General features: G+C 71.8%; 13 protein-coding genes. 2 read left to right on the top strand and 11 right to left on the bottom strand.

What is annotated here, in order from left to right:
* Positions 1 to 7: 7 nt before the first annotated feature.
* The 8 genes from ACFVFS_RS09835 to uvrA all read right to left on the bottom strand — a co-directional run bounded on the left by ACFVFS_RS09835 (position 8) and on the right by uvrA (position 11,453).
* Positions 8 to 1,210 carry a phosphoglycerate kinase gene (locus ACFVFS_RS09835; protein WP_380622067.1) on the bottom strand — a complete coding sequence of 401 codons (1,203 nt, stop codon included), beginning with the start codon at positions 1,208 to 1,210 and terminating at the stop codon, positions 8 to 10.
* A gap of 151 nt (positions 1,211 to 1,361) precedes the next feature.
* On the bottom strand, positions 1,362 to 2,366 hold the full coding sequence (gap, locus tag ACFVFS_RS09840) for a type I glyceraldehyde-3-phosphate dehydrogenase (RefSeq protein WP_380622070.1): 1,005 nt from the start codon (positions 2,364 to 2,366) through the stop codon (positions 1,362 to 1,364).
* A gap of 307 nt (positions 2,367 to 2,673) precedes the next feature.
* The gene (gene whiA, locus ACFVFS_RS09845; RefSeq protein WP_148642545.1) at positions 2,674 to 3,654 is read right to left on the bottom strand and encodes a DNA-binding protein WhiA; all 981 of its coding nucleotides are present in this window, start codon (positions 3,652 to 3,654) and stop codon (positions 2,674 to 2,676) included.
* Positions 3,645 to 4,718 carry a uridine diphosphate-N-acetylglucosamine-binding protein YvcK gene (yvcK, locus tag ACFVFS_RS09850; protein WP_380622114.1) on the bottom strand — a complete coding sequence of 358 codons (1,074 nt, stop codon included), beginning with the start codon at positions 4,716 to 4,718 and terminating at the stop codon, positions 3,645 to 3,647. The genes whiA and yvcK overlap by 10 nt, the downstream gene beginning before the upstream one ends.
* Positions 4,719 to 4,856: 138 nt before the next feature.
* Entirely contained in the window at positions 4,857 to 5,768 is a 912-nt protein-coding gene (gene rapZ / locus ACFVFS_RS09855; protein WP_380622072.1) for an RNase adapter RapZ, read from the bottom strand.
* A gap of 118 nt (positions 5,769 to 5,886) precedes the next feature.
* Positions 5,887 to 7,935, bottom strand: a complete 2,049-nt coding sequence (uvrC, locus tag ACFVFS_RS09860; protein WP_380622075.1) for an excinuclease ABC subunit UvrC — start codon at positions 7,933 to 7,935, stop codon at positions 5,887 to 5,889.
* Positions 7,936 to 7,986: 51 nt separating this feature from the next.
* Positions 7,987 to 8,421 carry a Rieske (2Fe-2S) protein gene (locus ACFVFS_RS09865; RefSeq protein WP_380622077.1) on the bottom strand — a complete coding sequence of 145 codons (435 nt, stop codon included), beginning with the start codon at positions 8,419 to 8,421 and terminating at the stop codon, positions 7,987 to 7,989.
* Between the two features lie 113 nt (positions 8,422 to 8,534).
* Positions 8,535 to 11,453, bottom strand: coding sequence for an excinuclease ABC subunit UvrA (gene uvrA / locus ACFVFS_RS09870; RefSeq protein WP_380622079.1), 2,919 nt, complete (start codon positions 11,451 to 11,453; stop codon positions 8,535 to 8,537).
* 279 nt (positions 11,454 to 11,732) lie between these two features.
* On the opposite strand from uvrA, the gene ACFVFS_RS09875 reads away from it, so the two are divergent.
* On the top strand, positions 11,733 to 12,485 hold the full coding sequence (locus tag ACFVFS_RS09875) for a maleylpyruvate isomerase family mycothiol-dependent enzyme (protein WP_380622081.1): 753 nt from the start codon (positions 11,733 to 11,735) through the stop codon (positions 12,483 to 12,485).
* 57 nt (positions 12,486 to 12,542) lie between these two features.
* Positions 12,543 to 13,196 carry an MBL fold metallo-hydrolase gene (locus tag ACFVFS_RS09880; protein WP_380622083.1) on the top strand — a complete coding sequence of 218 codons (654 nt, stop codon included), beginning with the start codon at positions 12,543 to 12,545 and terminating at the stop codon, positions 13,194 to 13,196.
* A 76-nt stretch (positions 13,197 to 13,272) separates the two neighbouring features.
* Here ACFVFS_RS09880 and ACFVFS_RS09885 read toward each other — a convergent pair whose 3' ends face one another.
* From ACFVFS_RS09885 to ACFVFS_RS09895, 3 genes are all read right to left on the bottom strand, one after another.
* Positions 13,273 to 14,256 carry a TerC family protein gene (locus ACFVFS_RS09885; RefSeq protein ID WP_380622085.1) on the bottom strand — a complete coding sequence of 328 codons (984 nt, stop codon included), beginning with the start codon at positions 14,254 to 14,256 and terminating at the stop codon, positions 13,273 to 13,275.
* 252 nt (positions 14,257 to 14,508) lie between these two features.
* Entirely contained in the window at positions 14,509 to 15,090 is a 582-nt protein-coding gene (locus ACFVFS_RS09890; protein ID WP_380622087.1) for a TerD family protein, read from the bottom strand.
* Positions 15,091 to 15,362: 272 nt separating this feature from the next.
* Positions 15,363 to 15,551, bottom strand: a 189-nt coding sequence (locus tag ACFVFS_RS09895) for a UvrB/UvrC motif-containing protein (RefSeq protein WP_380622089.1), incomplete at its 5' end; no start/stop codon positions are given.

Consider the following 15,551-nt stretch of genomic DNA (forward strand, 5'->3'; position numbering starts at 1 on the left):
GCGTGATTCAGCCTTCCAGGGCGGTGAGACCGGGGAGCTGCTTGCCCTCCAGGTACTCCAGGCTCGCGCCACCGCCGGTCGAGATGTGCCCGAACTTCGTCTCGTCGAAGCCCAGGATGCGAACGGCCGCGGCGGAGTCCCCGCCACCGACCACGGAGAACGCGTCACTGTCGAGCAGGCCCTGCGCGACGGCCGCGGTGCCGCCGGCGAAGTCCGGGTGCTCGAAGACGCCCATCGGACCGTTCCAGAACACCGTCTTCGCGTCGGCCAGCTTCGCCGCGAACAGCTCGCGGGTCTCCGGGCCGATGTCCAGGCCCAGCTGGTCGGCCGGGATCGCGTCCGCGGCGACGACCGAGAACTCGGCCGGGGCCTTGGTCTTGACGTCCGGGAAGCCCGCGGAGACCAGGACGTCCGTCGGCAGGACGAACTCCACGCCCCGCTCCTTCGCCTCCGCCAGGTAGCCCTGGACGGTCGGGATCTGGTCCTCCTGCAGCAGCGAGACACCGACCTCGTGGCCCTGGGCCTTGAGGAAGGTGAACACCATGCCGCCGCCGATCAGGATCCGGTCGGCCTTCTGCAGCAGGTTCTCGATCACGCCGACCTTGTCGGAGACCTTGGAGCCGCCGAGCACCACCACGTACGGGCGCTCGACGTCCTCGGTGAGGCGCTTGAGCACACCCACCTCGGCGGCGATCAGGTCGCCGACCGCGTGCGGCAGCAGCGCCGGCAGGTCGAACACCGAGGCGTGCTTGCGGTGCACCGCACCGAAGCCGTCGCCCACGTAGAGGTCGGCCAGCCCGGCCAGCTGCCCGGCGAACTCCGCGCGCTCGGCGTCGTCCTTGCTGGTCTCACCCGCGTTGAAGCGCAGGTTCTCCAGCAGCGTGACCTCGCCGTCGGCCAGGGCGGCGACGGTGGCCTTCGCGCTGTCGCCCACGGTGTCGGTCGCGAAGGCGACCGGCCGGCCGAGGACCTCGCCGAGGCGGACGGCCACCGGCGCGAGGGAGAACTGCGGGTCCGGCGCGCCCTTGGGACGGCCGAGGTGGGAGGCGACGACGACCTTCGCGCCGCGCTCGACGAGCTTGGCGATGGTCGGGGCGACGGCACGGATCCGGCCGTCGTCGGTGATCGTGCCGTCGGAAAGCGGAACGTTCAGGTCCGCACGCACGAACACGCGCTTACCGGCGACGTCCAGATCTTCGATGGTCTTCACGGTCTTCGGTCTCCTGGCGAGATGGTGGAGCAGGCGACGACACAACGTTGTGCCGTCAATGGGGAGTTGAGGGTGCGCAGACGGAGGGCCCGGTCGGCTTCGCACATGCCTTCCGGGCCCTCCCCCCTACTTCACGTCAGCTCCCGCTGCGTCAGAGCCCGGCACCGACGAGGGTGGTCAGGTTGACGAGGCGGTTCGAGTAGCCCCACTCGTTGTCGTACCAGCCGAAGATCTTGACCTGGTTGCCCTGGGCCATCGTCAGCAGCGAGTCGAAGATCGTGGAGAACGGCGAGTTCACGATGTCGGTGGAGACGATCGGGTCCTCGGTGTACTGCAGGATGCCCTTGAGGGTCGTCTCCGAGGCCTTCTTGAAGGCCTCGTTGACCTCGGCGACGGTGACGTCGCGCTCCAGGGTGACGACCAGGTCGGTGATCGAACCGGTCGGGACCGGAACGCGCAGCGAGGTGCCGTCCAGCTTGCCCTTCAGCTCCGGCAGGACCAGCGCGGTCGCCTTGGCGGCACCGGTCGAGGTCGGGATGATGTTGAGGGCGGCGGCGCGGGCGCGACGCAGGTCCTTGTGCGGGAAGTCCAGGGTGACCTGGTCGTTGGTGTACGCGTGCACCGTGGTCATCAGACCCTTGACGATGCCGAAGCTCTCGTTCAGCACCTTGGCCAGCGGCGCCACGCAGTTGGTGGTGCAGGAGGCGTTGGAGATGATGGTGTGCTTCGCGGCGTCGTACTTCTCGTCGTTGACGCCCATGACGATGGTGATGTCCTCGTCGGTGGCGGGCGCCGAGATGATGACCTTCTTGGCGCCGGCGGCGACGTGCTTCTTGGCCGCCTCGGCCTTGGTGAAGATGCCGGTCGACTCGATGACGACGTCCGCGCCCAGCTCGCCCCAGGGGAGGTTGGCCGGGTCGCGCTCGGCGATGACCTTGAAGGTCTTGCCGTCGACGGTGATGCTGTCGGCGGTGTGCGACACCTCGCCCGGGAAGGTGCCCAGGATCGAGTCGTACTTGAGCAGGTGCGCCAGGGTCTTGGTGTCGGTCAGGTCGTTGACACCGACGATCTCGATGTCCGCGCCCTGGGCCTGAACCGCACGGAAGAAGTTGCGGCCGATGCGGCCGAATCCGTTGATGCCTACCCGGATCGTCACGAACCGATCTCCTCATTAGGTACGCCGGACGCTATGCCGACGGGGTGGAATTTTGGGATGTCCCCGACCGCCTATGACCCTACCCCTCCGAGGCCGGGTAGAGCACATCAGGCGCCCGCGCAACCCCTGGCGTGGCGCGTGTTCACAACAATTCCGGGCCGTTCGACCTTGCCTTCGCGGGCAGTTGGTCCCGGCCTGTGCGCGGGGCCCGCGGCGGCGCCCCGTCCCGCCCTCCGGACACGCCTCCGCCGGTGCCCGCGGAAGCGGACACCGGCGGAGGGTTCGGCACCGGGGAAGGGCGTCGGCGTCAGTTCAGCGCCATCTCGTCGGTGAGGTTGGCCTCGGTGCTCGGCAGGCCGAGCTCGGAGGCTCGCTTGTCGGCCATCGCCAGCAGCCGGCGGATCCGGCCGGCCACCGCGTCCTTGGTCAGCGGCGGGTCGGCGAGCGCGCCCAGCTCCTCCAGCGAGGCCTGCTTGTGCTGCATCCGCAGCTGGCCGGCGGCGGCCAGGTGCTCGGGCACCTCCTCGCCGAGGATCTCCAGCGCGCGCTGCACCCGGGCGCCGGCCGCCACCGCGGCCCGGGCCGAGCGGCGCAGGTTGGCGTCGTCGAAGTTGGCCAGCCGGTTGGCGGTCGCCCGCACCTCGCGGCGCATCCGGCGCTCCTCCCAGGCCAGCACCGACTCGTGCGCGCCGAGCCGGGTCAGCAGCGCGCCGATCGCGTCGCCGTCGCGGATCACCACCCGGTCGACGCCGCGCACCTCGCGCGCCTTGGCCGGGATGCCGAGCCGGCGGGCGGCGCCGACCAGGGCGAGGGCGGCCTCCGAACCGGGGCAGGTGATCTCCAGCGAGGACGAGCGGCCGGGCTCGGTGAGCGAGCCGTGCGCCAGGAAGGCCCCGCGCCAGGCCGCCTCGGCGTCGCAGGTGGCCCCGGAGACCACGGCCGGGGGCAGACCGCGGATCGGACGGCCGCGGCCGTCCACGAGACCGGTCTGGCGGGCGAGCAGCTCGCCGTCCTTGACCACCCGGACCACGTAGCGGCTGCCGCGCCGCAGCCCGCCGGGGGCCATCACCACCAGGTCCGAGGAGTGTCCGAAGATCTCCAGCAGGTCCTTGCGCAGACGCCGCGCGGCGGCTCCGGTGTCGAGCTCCGCCTCGATCACGATCCGGCCGCTCACGATGTGCAGCCCGCCCGCGAATCGCAGGATCGCCGACACCTCCGCCTTGCGGCAGCAGGCCCGGGTGACCGGGAGCCGGCTGATTTCGTCCTTCACCGCTGGAGTCATCGCCATGGCCCGATCCTTCCATGTGTCCGGAAAATCCGGTCGTACGCGGCCGCCAAGAGCTCCGGGTCGTGTCGCGGCGTGCCGTCGGTACGGGCGACCCGGCCGAGCACCAGGGCCGCTCCCATCCGCTCGGCGGCCTTTTCCAGTCCGGCCAGGTCCGCCTGGCCGAAGGCGCCGCCGGTGACGGCGCGCTCGTCCACCAGGATCGCATCCACCGCGAGCTCGGGGGCGTGGTCGGCGATGACCTCCAGGTGGCGCTGCGGGGTGAAGCCCTCGGTCTCGCCGGGCTGCGGGGCCAGGTTCAGGGTGAGCAGGCGGCGGGCGCGGGTCTCCACCAGCGCCTTGGCCAGCTCGGGCACCAGCAGGTGCGGCAGCACGCTGGTGAACCAGGAGCCCGGGCCGAGCACCACCCAGTCCGCCTCCCGGACGGCGGTGACCGCCTCCGGCACGGCGGGCGGCTCGTCCGGCAGGAGCCGGACGGACTGCACGGTTCCGGGAGTGACCGCGACGTTGGCCTGGCCGCGGACGGCGGCCAGCTCGGCCGGGAAGGCCGGGTCGTGGCCGCGGACGACCGCCTCGATGTCCAGCGGCACCGCCGACATCGGCAGCACCCGGCCCTGCACGTTGAGCAGCCGGCCGACCCAGTCCAGGGCGGTGACCGGGTCGCCGAGCTTCTCCCAGAGCGCGACGATCAGCAGGTTGCCGACGGCGTGGCCGCCCAGCTCGCCGGAGCCGGTGAAGCGCTGCTGGATCACCTCGGACCAGGTGCGGCCCCAGTCGTCGTCGCCGCAGAGCGCGGCGAGCGCCTTGCGCAGGTCGCCGGGGGGCAGCACCCCGAGCTCCTCGCGCAGCCGGCCGCTGGAGCCGCCGTCGTCGGCGACGGTGACCACGGCGGTGAGGTCGGTGGTGAGCCGGCGCAGCGCGGAGAGCGAGGCGGACAGGCCCTGGCCGCCGCCGAGCGCGGTGATCCGCGGGGCCTGGTTGGCCCGGGCCGCATGACCGTTCCGGGGCGCCGGGTGGGGACGGGCCGGGCCGGTGCGGGCCGCCCCGGAGCGGGGCCGGCCGGTCACGGTGGACCGGGCCGGGGCCCCACTCCGGTCGGCGGTCCTGTTCTGGAACTGCCGCCCGGGCACGTATCCCGTCACACCTACCTCGCGTTCCTCTTGCCCGCCGCCGGCCTCCGCCGGCGGCCCGGCAGGGTGCGGCGGCTACTCCCGTCCCATGTCACGGTGGACCAGCACCGTCTCCACTCCGTCGGCGATGAGACGCTTCGTCAGGCGCTCGGACATCGCGACACTGCGGTGCTTGCCACCGGTGCAGCCTACGGCAAGGGTCATGTAACGCTTCCCCTCGCGTCGATAGCCCTCGGTGACAATGCGCAGCAGCTCGGCGTAGCCGTTGAGGAACTCGTTGGCCCCGGGCTGCTCGAAGACGTAGTCGGCGACGTCCGCGTCGGTCCCGGTGCGGGCCCGGAGCTCGGGCACCCAGTGCGGGTTCGGCAGGAAGCGGCAGTCCACCACGAGGTCGGCGTCGACCGGCAGGCCGTACTTGAAGCCGAAGGACATGACCGTGGCGCGCAGCTCGGGCTCGTCGTGGTCGGCGAACTGCGCGTCGAGCTTGGCGCGCAGCTGGTGGACGTTGAGGTTGGAGGTGTCGATCACCAGGTCGGCCTCGCCGCGCAGCTCGCGCAGCAGGTCGCGCTCCTGGGCGATGCCGTCGACGATCCGGCCGTCCGCCTGGAGCGGGTGCGGGCGGCGCACGCTCTCGAAGCGGCGGACGAGGGCCTCGTCGGAGGAGTCCAGGAAGACGACGCGCAGCCGCACGCCGCGCTTCTCCAGCTCGTCCAGCGAGGTCAGCAGGTCGTCGAAGAACTGCCGGCCGCGGACGTCCACGACGGCGCCGATCCGGGCGACGTTGCCCTGGGACCGGGCGCCGAGGTCGACCATGGTCGGGATGAGGGCCGGGGGGAGGTTGTCCACCACGAACCAGCCCAGGTCCTCCAGGCACTTGGCGGCGGTGGAGCGGCCCGCTCCGGACATGCCGGAGATGATCACCAGCTCCGGGGTGTTCTCGCCGCCGGCCTCCGGCCGGGCGGTCCCCCCGTAATCGGACACGGTCACTTCGGTTCCCCGCTCTCGGTGGTTCTGCTGTGGAGAACGCGCGTCGCGCGGCCGTGCTTCCCCGGCCCACTCGGACGAGTGGGTCCGGGGCGCGCCGGCTGACGGGCGGCGTCGGCCGTCATGGCGTCTCCTGGATGGGTGCGGTCTCGGGCGCCGCGGGCGCCGGCTCGTCGGCGCCGTCCTCGATGATCTCGCCCGTGGCGGTGTTCACGGCTGGTGCGGCAGGTGTACGGGACGACAACGCCGCCGCAACGGTCTCCGCCGTCCGCCGGCCGATGCCGGGGACCGCGCAGAGTTCGTCGACGGTGGCCGCCCGGAGCCTCTTCAGCGAGCCGAAGTGCTTGAGCAGCGCCTGACGGCGAGTCTCGCCGAGGCCGGGGACGGAGTCCAGTTCTCCGGCGGTGAGTCGCTTGGAACGCTTGCCGCGCTGGTAGGTGATGGCGAAGCGGTGGGCCTCGTCGCGGACCCGCTGGAGCAGGTAGAGGCCCTCGCTGCTGCGCGGGAGCACGACCGGGTCGTCCTCGCCGGGCAGCCAGACCTCCTCCAGCCGCTTGGCCAGGCCGCAGAGCGCGACGTCGTCGATGCCGAGCTCGTCCAGCGCCCGCCGGGCGGCGGCCACCTGGGGCTGGCCGCCGTCGACCACGAGCAGCTGGGGCGGGTAGGCGAAGCGCTTGGGGCGGCCGTCCTCGGTGCGCGGGCCGTCCTCGGGGCGGTGGCCGTCCTCCTCCGGGCCCTCGGGCTCCTCGGGGACGGCCCACTCGCCGGTCTGCTCGCGCTCCTGGAGGTAGCGGCGGAAGCGGCGGCTGACCACCTCGTGCATCGAGCGGACGTCGTCCTGGCCCTCGAAGCCCTTGATCTGGAAGCGGCGGTACTCGCTCTTGCGTGCCAGGCCGTCCTCGAAGACCACCATGGACGCGACCACGTCCTCGCCCTGGAGGTGGGAGATGTCGAAGCACTCGATGCGCAGCGGGACGCTGTCCAGCTCCAGTGCCTCGGCGATCTCCTGGAGGGCGCGGCTGCGGGTGGTGAGGTCGGAGGCGCGCTTGGTCTTGTGCAGCGCCAGCGCCTGCTGGGCGTTGCGCTGCACGGTGGCCATCAGGTCCTTCTTGTCACCGCGCTGCGGGACGCGCAGGTCGACCTGGGCGCCGCGCAGGCCGCTCAGCCAGTCGCGGACCGGCTCGTCGGGCTCCGGGAGGGCGGGGACGAGCACCTCGCGGGGGACGGACTCGCTGCCGCCGCCGTAGAGCTGCTGGAGGGCGTGCTCGACCAGGCCGGCGGTGTCGACGTCCTCGACCTTGTCGGTGACCCAGCCGCGCTGGCCGCGGACCCGGCCGCCGCGGACGTGGAAGATCTGGACGGCGGCCTCCAGTTCGTCCTCGGCGACGGCCAGCAGGTCGGCGTCGGTGGCGTCGGCGAGGACGATGGCGTTCTTCTCCATGGCCCGCTTGAGCGCGCCGATGTCGTCGCGCAGCCGGGCCGCCTTCTCGTACTCCAGGTCGGCGGCGGCCTCCTGCATCTCGGTCTCCAGCCGGCGCAGGTAGTTGCCGGTGCGGCCGGCCATGAAGTCGCAGAAGTCCTCGGCGAGGGCGCGGTGCTCCTCGGGCGAGACCCGGCCGACGCAGGGGGCTGCGCACTTGCCGATGTAGCCGAGCAGGCAGGGGCGGCCGACCTGACGGGCGCGCTTGAAGACGCCGTTGGAGCAGGTGCGGACGGGGAAGACGCGCAGCAGCAGGTCGACGGTCTCGCGGATCGCCCAGGCGTGGCCGTAGGGGCCGAAGTAGCGCACGCCCTTCCGGTGCGCCCCGCGCATCACCTGGACCCGGGGGTACTCCTCGTTGAGGGTGACGGCGAGTTCCGGATAGCTCTTGTCGTCGCGGTACTTGACGTTGAACCGGGGGTCGAACTCCTTGATCCAGGAGTACTCCAGCTGGAGCGCCTCGACCTCGGTGGAGACCACGGTCCACTCCACCGAGGCGGCGGTGGTGACCATGGTCGCGGTGCGCGGGTGCAGCCCGGCGAGGTCCTGGAAGTAGGAGGAGAGCCGGGGCCGCAGGCTCTTGGCCTTGCCGACGTAGATGACCCGCCCGTGGGCGTCGCGGAACTTGTAGACACCGGGCGAGGCGGGGATCGCGCCCGGCGCCGGGCGGTAGGTGGACGGGTCAGCCATGGGTCCACCGTACCGACTCCGGCCGGGGGCGCGTGCGGGAGATCAACTGCTTCAGCGCGGGGTCACCTTGAGGTTGCCGCCCTCGACCGCCACGGTGTACTCGGGCAGCGGGGTGGGGGCCGGGCCGTCCAGCACGGCGCCGTCGGCGATGCCGAACAGGCTGCCGTGACAGGGGCATTGGATCTTCTGGTTCTTGACCTGGTCGACGATGCAGCCGGCGTGGGTGCACTTGGCGCTGAACGCCTTGTACTGGCCCTCGGCGGGCTGGGTGACGACGATCTTCTTCTCGCGGAAGACGGTGCCGCCGCCGACCGGGACCACGGAGGCGGGGCCGACGTCGACCGGGGTCTTGGCGGCGGAGCCGGAGTCGGAGGAGGACGAGGAGCAGCCGGAGACGGCGAGGGTGCCGCCGGCGGCGAGGACGGCCGCGGCTCCGCAGAGCAGGGTGCGGCGGGTGGGGGCGGCGCCTTCGGGGGCCTCGGACATGTCTTCACTCCTGGTCGCGCGGTGAGCCGCGGGCTGCGGGCCGCCGGGCAGTCTATGCGCCCTCACGAGGACCGCCCCCGGCGCGTCCGGGGGCGGTCGTCTCCGTTCTCGGGTTACTTCTTGGCCGCCGCGGCCGCCCGCTTGCGCGGGGCGCGGGCCTTGGCCGGAGCCTTGACCGGCGCGTCGGCGAAGTCGCCGGGCAGGATGTCGCGCAGGAACTTGCCGGTGTGGCTCTCCGAAACGGCGGCGATCTCCTCGGGGGTGCCCTCGGCGACCACGGTGCCGCCGCCGGAGCCGCCCTCGGGGCCCATGTCGACGATCCAGTCGGCGGTCTTGATGACGTCGAGGTTGTGCTCGATGACGATCACCGTGTTGCCCTTGTCCACCAGGCCGGTGAGCACCTTGATCAGCTTGCTGATGTCCTCGAAGTGCAGACCGGTGGTGGGCTCGTCCAGTACGTAGACGGTCCGGCCGGTGGAGCGCTTCTGCAGCTCGGAGGCGAGCTTGACGCGCTGGGCCTCGCCGCCGGAGAGGGTCGGCGCGGACTGGCCGAGCCGGACGTAGCCGAGGCCGACGTCGTTGAGCGTCCGCAGGTGGCGGGCGATCGCGGGGACGGCCTCGAAGAAGCCGAGGGCCTCCTCGATCGGCATGTCCAGCACCTCGGCGATGGACTTGCCCTTGTAGTGGACCTCCAGCGTCTCCCGGTTGTACCGGGCGCCGTGGCAGACCTCGCACGGCACGTAGACGTCCGGCAGGAAGTTCATCTCGATCTTGATGGTGCCGTCGCCGGAGCAGTTCTCGCAGCGGCCGCCCTTGACGTTGAAGGAGAACCGGCCGGGCAGGTAGCCGCGGACCTTGGCCTCCTGGGTCTCCGCGAACAGCCGCCGGACGTGGTCGAACACGCCGGTGTAGGTGGCCGGGTTGGAGCGCGGGGTGCGGCCGATCGGCGACTGGTCGACGTGCACCACCTTGTCCACCAGTTCGGTGCCGGTGATCCGGGTGTGCCGGCCGGGCACCGTGCGGGCGCCGTTCAGCTCCCGGGCGAGGTGGGTGTAGAGGATGTCGTTGACCAGGGTGGACTTGCCCGAGCCGGAGACGCCGGTGATCGCGGTGAAGGTCCCGAGCGGGAAGCCGACCGTGACGTCCTTGAGGTTGTGCTCGCGGGCGCCGTGCACGGTGAGCTGGCGCTTCCTGTCCCGCGCCCGGCGCTCGTCCGGGATCGGGATGAAGCGCTTGCCGGAGAGGTACTGGCCGGTCAGCGACTCCTTGTTGGCGAGCAGCTGCTTCAGCGAGCCGGAGTGCACCACCTTGCCGCCGTGCTCGCCGGCGCCGGGGCCGATGTCGACCACCCAGTCGGCCATCTTGATGGTGTCCTCGTCGTGCTCGACGACGATCAGCGTGTTGCCGATGTCGCGCAGCCGGACGAGGGTCTCGATCAGCCGGTGGTTGTCGCGCTGGTGCAGGCCGATGGACGGCTCGTCCAGCACGTAGAGCACGCCGACCAGGCCGGAGCCGATCTGGGTGGCGAGCCGGATGCGCTGGGCCTCGCCGCCGGAGAGGGTGCCGGCCGCGCGGTCCAGCGAGAGGTAGTCCAGGCCGACGTCGACCAGGAAGCGCAGCCGCTCGTTGACCTCCTTGAGGACGCGCTCGGCGATCTGCTTGTCGCGGGCGTTGAGCTTCATCGCGCCGAGGAAGTCCGAGCAGTCGCTGATCGACATCGAGGAGACGTCGGCGATCGACCGGTCCTCGACGGTGACCGCGAGCACCACCGGCTTGAGCCGGGTGCCCCGGCAGGTCGGGCAGGGCACCTCGCGCATGTAGCCCTCGAAGCGCTCGCGGCTGGAGTCGCTCTCGGCCTCCTGGTGGCGGCGCTGGATGAACGGCACCGCGCCCTCGAAGCCGGTGCTGTACGAGCGGTCGCGGCCGTAGCGGTTGCGGTAGCGGACCTGCACCTGGTGCTTGTGCCCGTACAGCAGCGCCTTCTTGGCGCGGGCCGGCAGCCCGGCCCAGGGGATGTCGGTGCGGAAGCCCAGCTCGCCGGCGAGGGCGTCGATCAGCCGCTGGAAGTACTCCTTGGTGTGGCCGCCGGACCACGGGTGGATGGCGCCCTCGTCCAGCGAGCGCTCCTCGTCGGGCACCACCAGCTCCGGGTCCACCTCCATCCGGTTGCCGAGGCCGGAGCAGTCCGGGCAGGCGCCGAACGGCGAGTTGAAGGAGAACGAGCGGGGCTCCAGCTCCTCGAACGACACGTCGTCGTAGGGGCAGTAGAGGTGCTCGGAGTACATCCGCTCGCGCTCGGGGTCGTCCTCGGGGAGGTCGACGAAGTCGAGCACGACCATGCCGCCGCTGAGCCGCAGGGCGGTCTCCACCGAGTCGGTCAGGCGGCGCTTGGCGCCCTCCTTGACGGTGAGGCGGTCGATCACCACCTCGACGGTGTGCTTCTCCTGCTTCTTGAGCTTGGGCGGCTCGGCGAGCTGGACCGTCTCGCCGTCCACCCGGGCCCGGGCGTAGCCCTTGGACTGGAGGTCGGCGAAGAGGTCGACGAACTCGCCCTTGCGCTCGCGCACCACCGGGCTGAGCACCTGGAAACGGGTGCCCTCGGCGAGTTCGAGCACCTTGTCGACGATGGCCTGCGGGGACTGCTTGGCGATCGGGCGGCCGCAGTGCGGGCAGTGCGGCTTGCCGATCCGGGCGAACAGCAGGCGGAGGTAGTCGTAGACCTCGGTGATGGTGCCGACGGTCGACCGCGGGTTGCGGTTGGTGGACTTCTGGTCGATCGAGACGGCCGGGGAGAGCCCCTCGATGAAGTCCACGTCGGGCTTGTCCATCTGGCCGAGGAACTGGCGGGCGTAGGACGACAGCGACTCGACGTAGCGGCGCTGACCCTCGGCGAAGATGGTGTCGAAGGCGAGCGAGGACTTGCCGGAGCCGGAGAGGCCCGTGAAGACGATGAGGGAGTCGCGGGGCAGGTCGAGCGAGACGTTCTTGAGATTGTGCTCGCGAGCACCGCGGACGATGAGGCGGTCGGCCACTGCTTCTGGCGCCTTTCTCCGGGGCGAGAGGGCTGGGGAACGGGACTGTGCTTCTTCCAGGATGCGGCAGTCAGCCTACTAGCTCAGGCGTTCGATTAACGACCATGTCCAGCCGGGTCCACCCGAACGAGTGAGGACGGTCTGCGGAGCCTTGACGTGCGGCCCGCGAAAGCCCCTGCTCAGCAGCGCGAAACGGCGGTAGCGTCGTCCGGACGTCACCCCTTCAACGAGCGGGGCCCCGCCCGGGCAACGCGCCGTTCCCCACGGAAGGCCGATCCGATGACCGATCCGAGCACCGACCCGCAGTCCGCCGCGGCCTCCGCCACCGCCGCCCGCTACCTCGCGCTGGTCGAGGAGGCCACCCGGCACCTGCTGCACACCGTCGGCGAGCTCAAGCCCGCGGCCGTCGCCGAGCCCTCCGCGCTGCCCGGCTGGACCCGCGGCCACGTCCTGGCCCACCTCGCCCGCAACGCCGACTCCCTGGTCAACCTGCTGGACGGCGCCCGGACCGGCACCGACATCCCGCAGTACCCGAGCGAGGAGGCCCGCGACCGGGGCATCGAGGAGGGCGCGCCCCGCCCGGCGGAGGTCCAGCTCGCCGACCTGCGCGACAGCGGCGCGCGCTTCGCCGCGGCCGCCGCCCTGCTGCCCGCCGGGGCCTGGGCCGCCGAGGTCCGGCACCGCAGCGGCCTGCTCTTCCCGGCCCGCGAGATCCCCTGGAGGCGCCTGATGGAGGTCGAGTACCACCACGTCGACCTGGACGCCGGCTACACCCCGGCGCACTGGCCGGCCGAGTTCGCCTGCGCCGAGTTCCGGCGCCTCGCCGACCGGCTGTCCGGCGCCGACCTGCCCGCCGTGGAGCTGTTCGCCGAGGACACCGCCGAGCGCGCCGTGATCGGCACCGGCACCCCCGTCCTGGCGGTCGAGGGCCCCGTCCGCGCCCTGCTCGCCTGGCTCTCCGGGCGCGCCGACGGCGACGGCCTGCGCCGCACCCCCGACACCGCCCTCCCCGTCCTCCCCCCGCTGGGCTGAGCGGCCCCCCAGGCGCGAGGATGACCGTGAACCTGTAGCCCGACAAGGAGCGGACGGATGACGTACCACGGAGCGGTCAAGGTCGGCGGGCCGCCGGACGTGCGCGAGCTGGCGCACCTGATCATCACCAAGGTGGCGGTCGGCCCCTACGACAACAACGCCTACCTGCTGCGCTGCCGCGACACCGACGAGCAGCTGCTGATCGACGCGGCGGCGGACGCGCCGGTGCTGCTGGAGTCGGTCGGCCCCAGCCTGGCCACCGTCGTCACCACCCACCGGCACCGCGACCACTGGGGCGCGCTGGCCGAGGTGGTCGCCGCCACCGGCGCGCGCACCGCGGCCGGCGAGCACGACGCGGAGGGCATCGACGTGCCCACCGCGCTGCCGCTCGCGGACGGCGACACCCTCGCGGTGGGCCGCTGCGCGCTGACCGTCCGGCACCTCGTCGGGCACACCCCCGGGGCGATCGTGCTGGTCTACGACGACCCGCAGGGCCACCCGCACGTGTTCACCGGCGACTGCCTGTTCCCCGGCGGGGTCGGCAACACCTGGGGCGACAAGGCGGCCTTCGAGAGCCTCTTCCGGGACGTCAACGAGAAGGTCTTCGACGTCCTCCCGGACGAGGCCTGGGTCTACCCCGGCCACGGCAACGACACCACCCTCGGCGCCGAGCGCCCGCACCTGGCCGAGTGGCGCGAGCGCGGCTGGTAGGCCTCCGCACGCGCAACGGGGCGGGCCCGCGACCACTGCTCGGTCGCGGGCCCGCCCCGTGCGCGGGGGCGCCTCGTCAGGCGTCCAGCTTCTGCGGCTCCTCCGGCTCGGCCAGGGCCGCCCGCTTGGAGGCCATCAGGCTGGTCACGGTGGTGACGGCGAGGACGACCACGATGAAGCCCAGCGAGAACGGGATGCCGATCTCCGGCACGTGCACGCCCTGCTCGTGGAGCGCGTGCAGCACCAGCTTCACGCCGATGAAGCCGAGGATCACCGACAGGCCGTACGAGAGGTGGACCAGCTTCTTCAGCAGGCCGCCGATCAGGAAGTACAGCTGGCGCAGGCCCATCAGGGCGAAGGCGTTGGCGGTGAAGACGATGTACGGGTCCTGGGTCAGACCGAAGATCGCCGGGATCGAGTCCAGCGCGAACAGGACGTCGGTGGTGCCGATCGCCAGCATGACGATCAGCATCGGGGTCATCAGCCGGCGGCCGTTCTCCCGGATGAAGAGCTTGGTGCCGTGGTACTTGTCGGTCGACGGGAAGCGCTTCTCGATCGACTTGAGGAGGCGGTTCTCCTCGAACTCCTCGTCCTCCTCGTCGGCCCGCGCCTCCTTGATCAGCTTCCACGCCGTCCAGATCAGGAAGCCGCCGAAGATGAAGAACACCCAGGAGAACTGGGCGACCAGCGCGGCGCCGCCGGCGATGAAGACCGCGCGCAGCACCAGGGCGATGATCACGCCGAACATCAGTACGCGCTGCTGGTAGATCCTGGGCACCGCGAACTTGCCCATGATCAGGATGAACACGAAGAGGTTGTCGACGCTGAGCGACTTCTCGGTGATGTAGCCGGCGAAGAACTCCCCGGCCGGCGTCGCGCCGGAGTGCCACCAGAGGAAACCGCCGAAGATCGCCGCCAGCACGATCCAGACCGTGGTCCAGATCCCGGCTTCCTTGATCGACACCTCGTGCGGCTTGCGGCCGCCGATGAAGAAGTCGGCGGTGATGAGGGCCAACAGCACCACGATGGTGCCGACCCAGAGGCTTACGGAAACGTCCACTACTGCTCCTCCGGCAGGTAGGCGAGACAGTCATCGTCACTGCCGGAGGTCTCTTCCGCCCGTCGGACGCACGGTGGCGCGCCCGCGGACCAGCGCCCCGGGGCACCGCGACGGGTGCCCGTGATGACGGGGACGGCTGCGTGGGAATACTCCCCTCCGCTGCCAAGAAGGGTAACAGCATCACCAAAGAAAGGTAAAGAAGGTAAAGACCCGTCAGAACCGCCGGCCGGGCGGCGCCCCGCTCGGCCCCCGCTACAGGAACGGCTCGATGGCCGGCAGCAGGTCCTGGAAGGTCCGCCCCTTGGCCGGGGCGCCGATCGCCTGCATCTCCCAGCCGCCGTTGCCGTCCCGGAACACCTTCGCCATGACCTGGCCGGTGTGCGGGCCGCCGCCGGTCAGCTCGTAGCGGGCCAGCTCCAGCCCGGTCGACTCGTCCACCAGCCGGCAGTGCGCGTTCCGCACCTCGGCGAAGGTCTGCCCGGTGTACGAGCTGACCGTGAACACCACCTGGGTGATCTGCGCCGGCACGTGCGCCAGGTCGACCAGGATCGACTCGTCGTCCTCGCCCGCGCCGGCCCCGCCCACCAGATTGTCCCCGGTGTGCCGCACGGAGCCGTCGGCGCTCTCCAGGTGCTGGAAGAACACCACGTCGGACGGGGTCCGCTCGGCGTACAGCAGCGCCGAGGCGTCCAGGTCGATCTGCCGGGTCCGGCTGCCGAACAGGCCCCGCCGGGGCGCCGCCTTCCAGCCCAGGCCCATCCGGACCACGGTGAGCGTCTCCCCCGGCCCCTTCTGCAGGCTGACCCGCTGGCCCTTGGCAAGGTTCACCGACACGGCGCATGCCCTCTCTGCCCGGCCGCGCGGGAACCCCCGCGCCGGCTCCACGGTGGAACACCCCGTTGCCGTCCCCCGGCTGAGGCCCCCTCTTCCGGCCGCCCGTCCCCGGGCGGCACCGCGAGCCAGCCTAGGCCCTGCGGCCGAACCCGCTGCCCGCCCCGTACCCCTTTGTGGCAGGGCTGAGACACCGCCGGGCTTGACCGGGAACGGAACCGGCCACTCCCGGCGGGGAGGCCGGCGCGAAGGCGCCGGGGCCGCCGGGGCCCGCCTCAGGCGATACCGGCCTCGCGCATCTGCCGCAGCTCCTTCTTCAGCTCCTTGACCTCGTCGCGCAGCCGGGCCGCCACCTCGAACTGGAGGTCGACGGCGGCGGCGTGCATCCGCTCGGTCATCGACTGGATCAGCTCGGCCAGCTCGGCCGCCGGCAGCGACTTCGCCGGCTTGCGCTCGGCGCCGAG

The sequence above is a fragment of the Kitasatospora sp. NPDC057692 genome (genome assembly GCF_042799475.1).
Lineage (GTDB): Bacteria > Actinomycetota > Actinomycetes > Streptomycetales > Streptomycetaceae > Kitasatospora.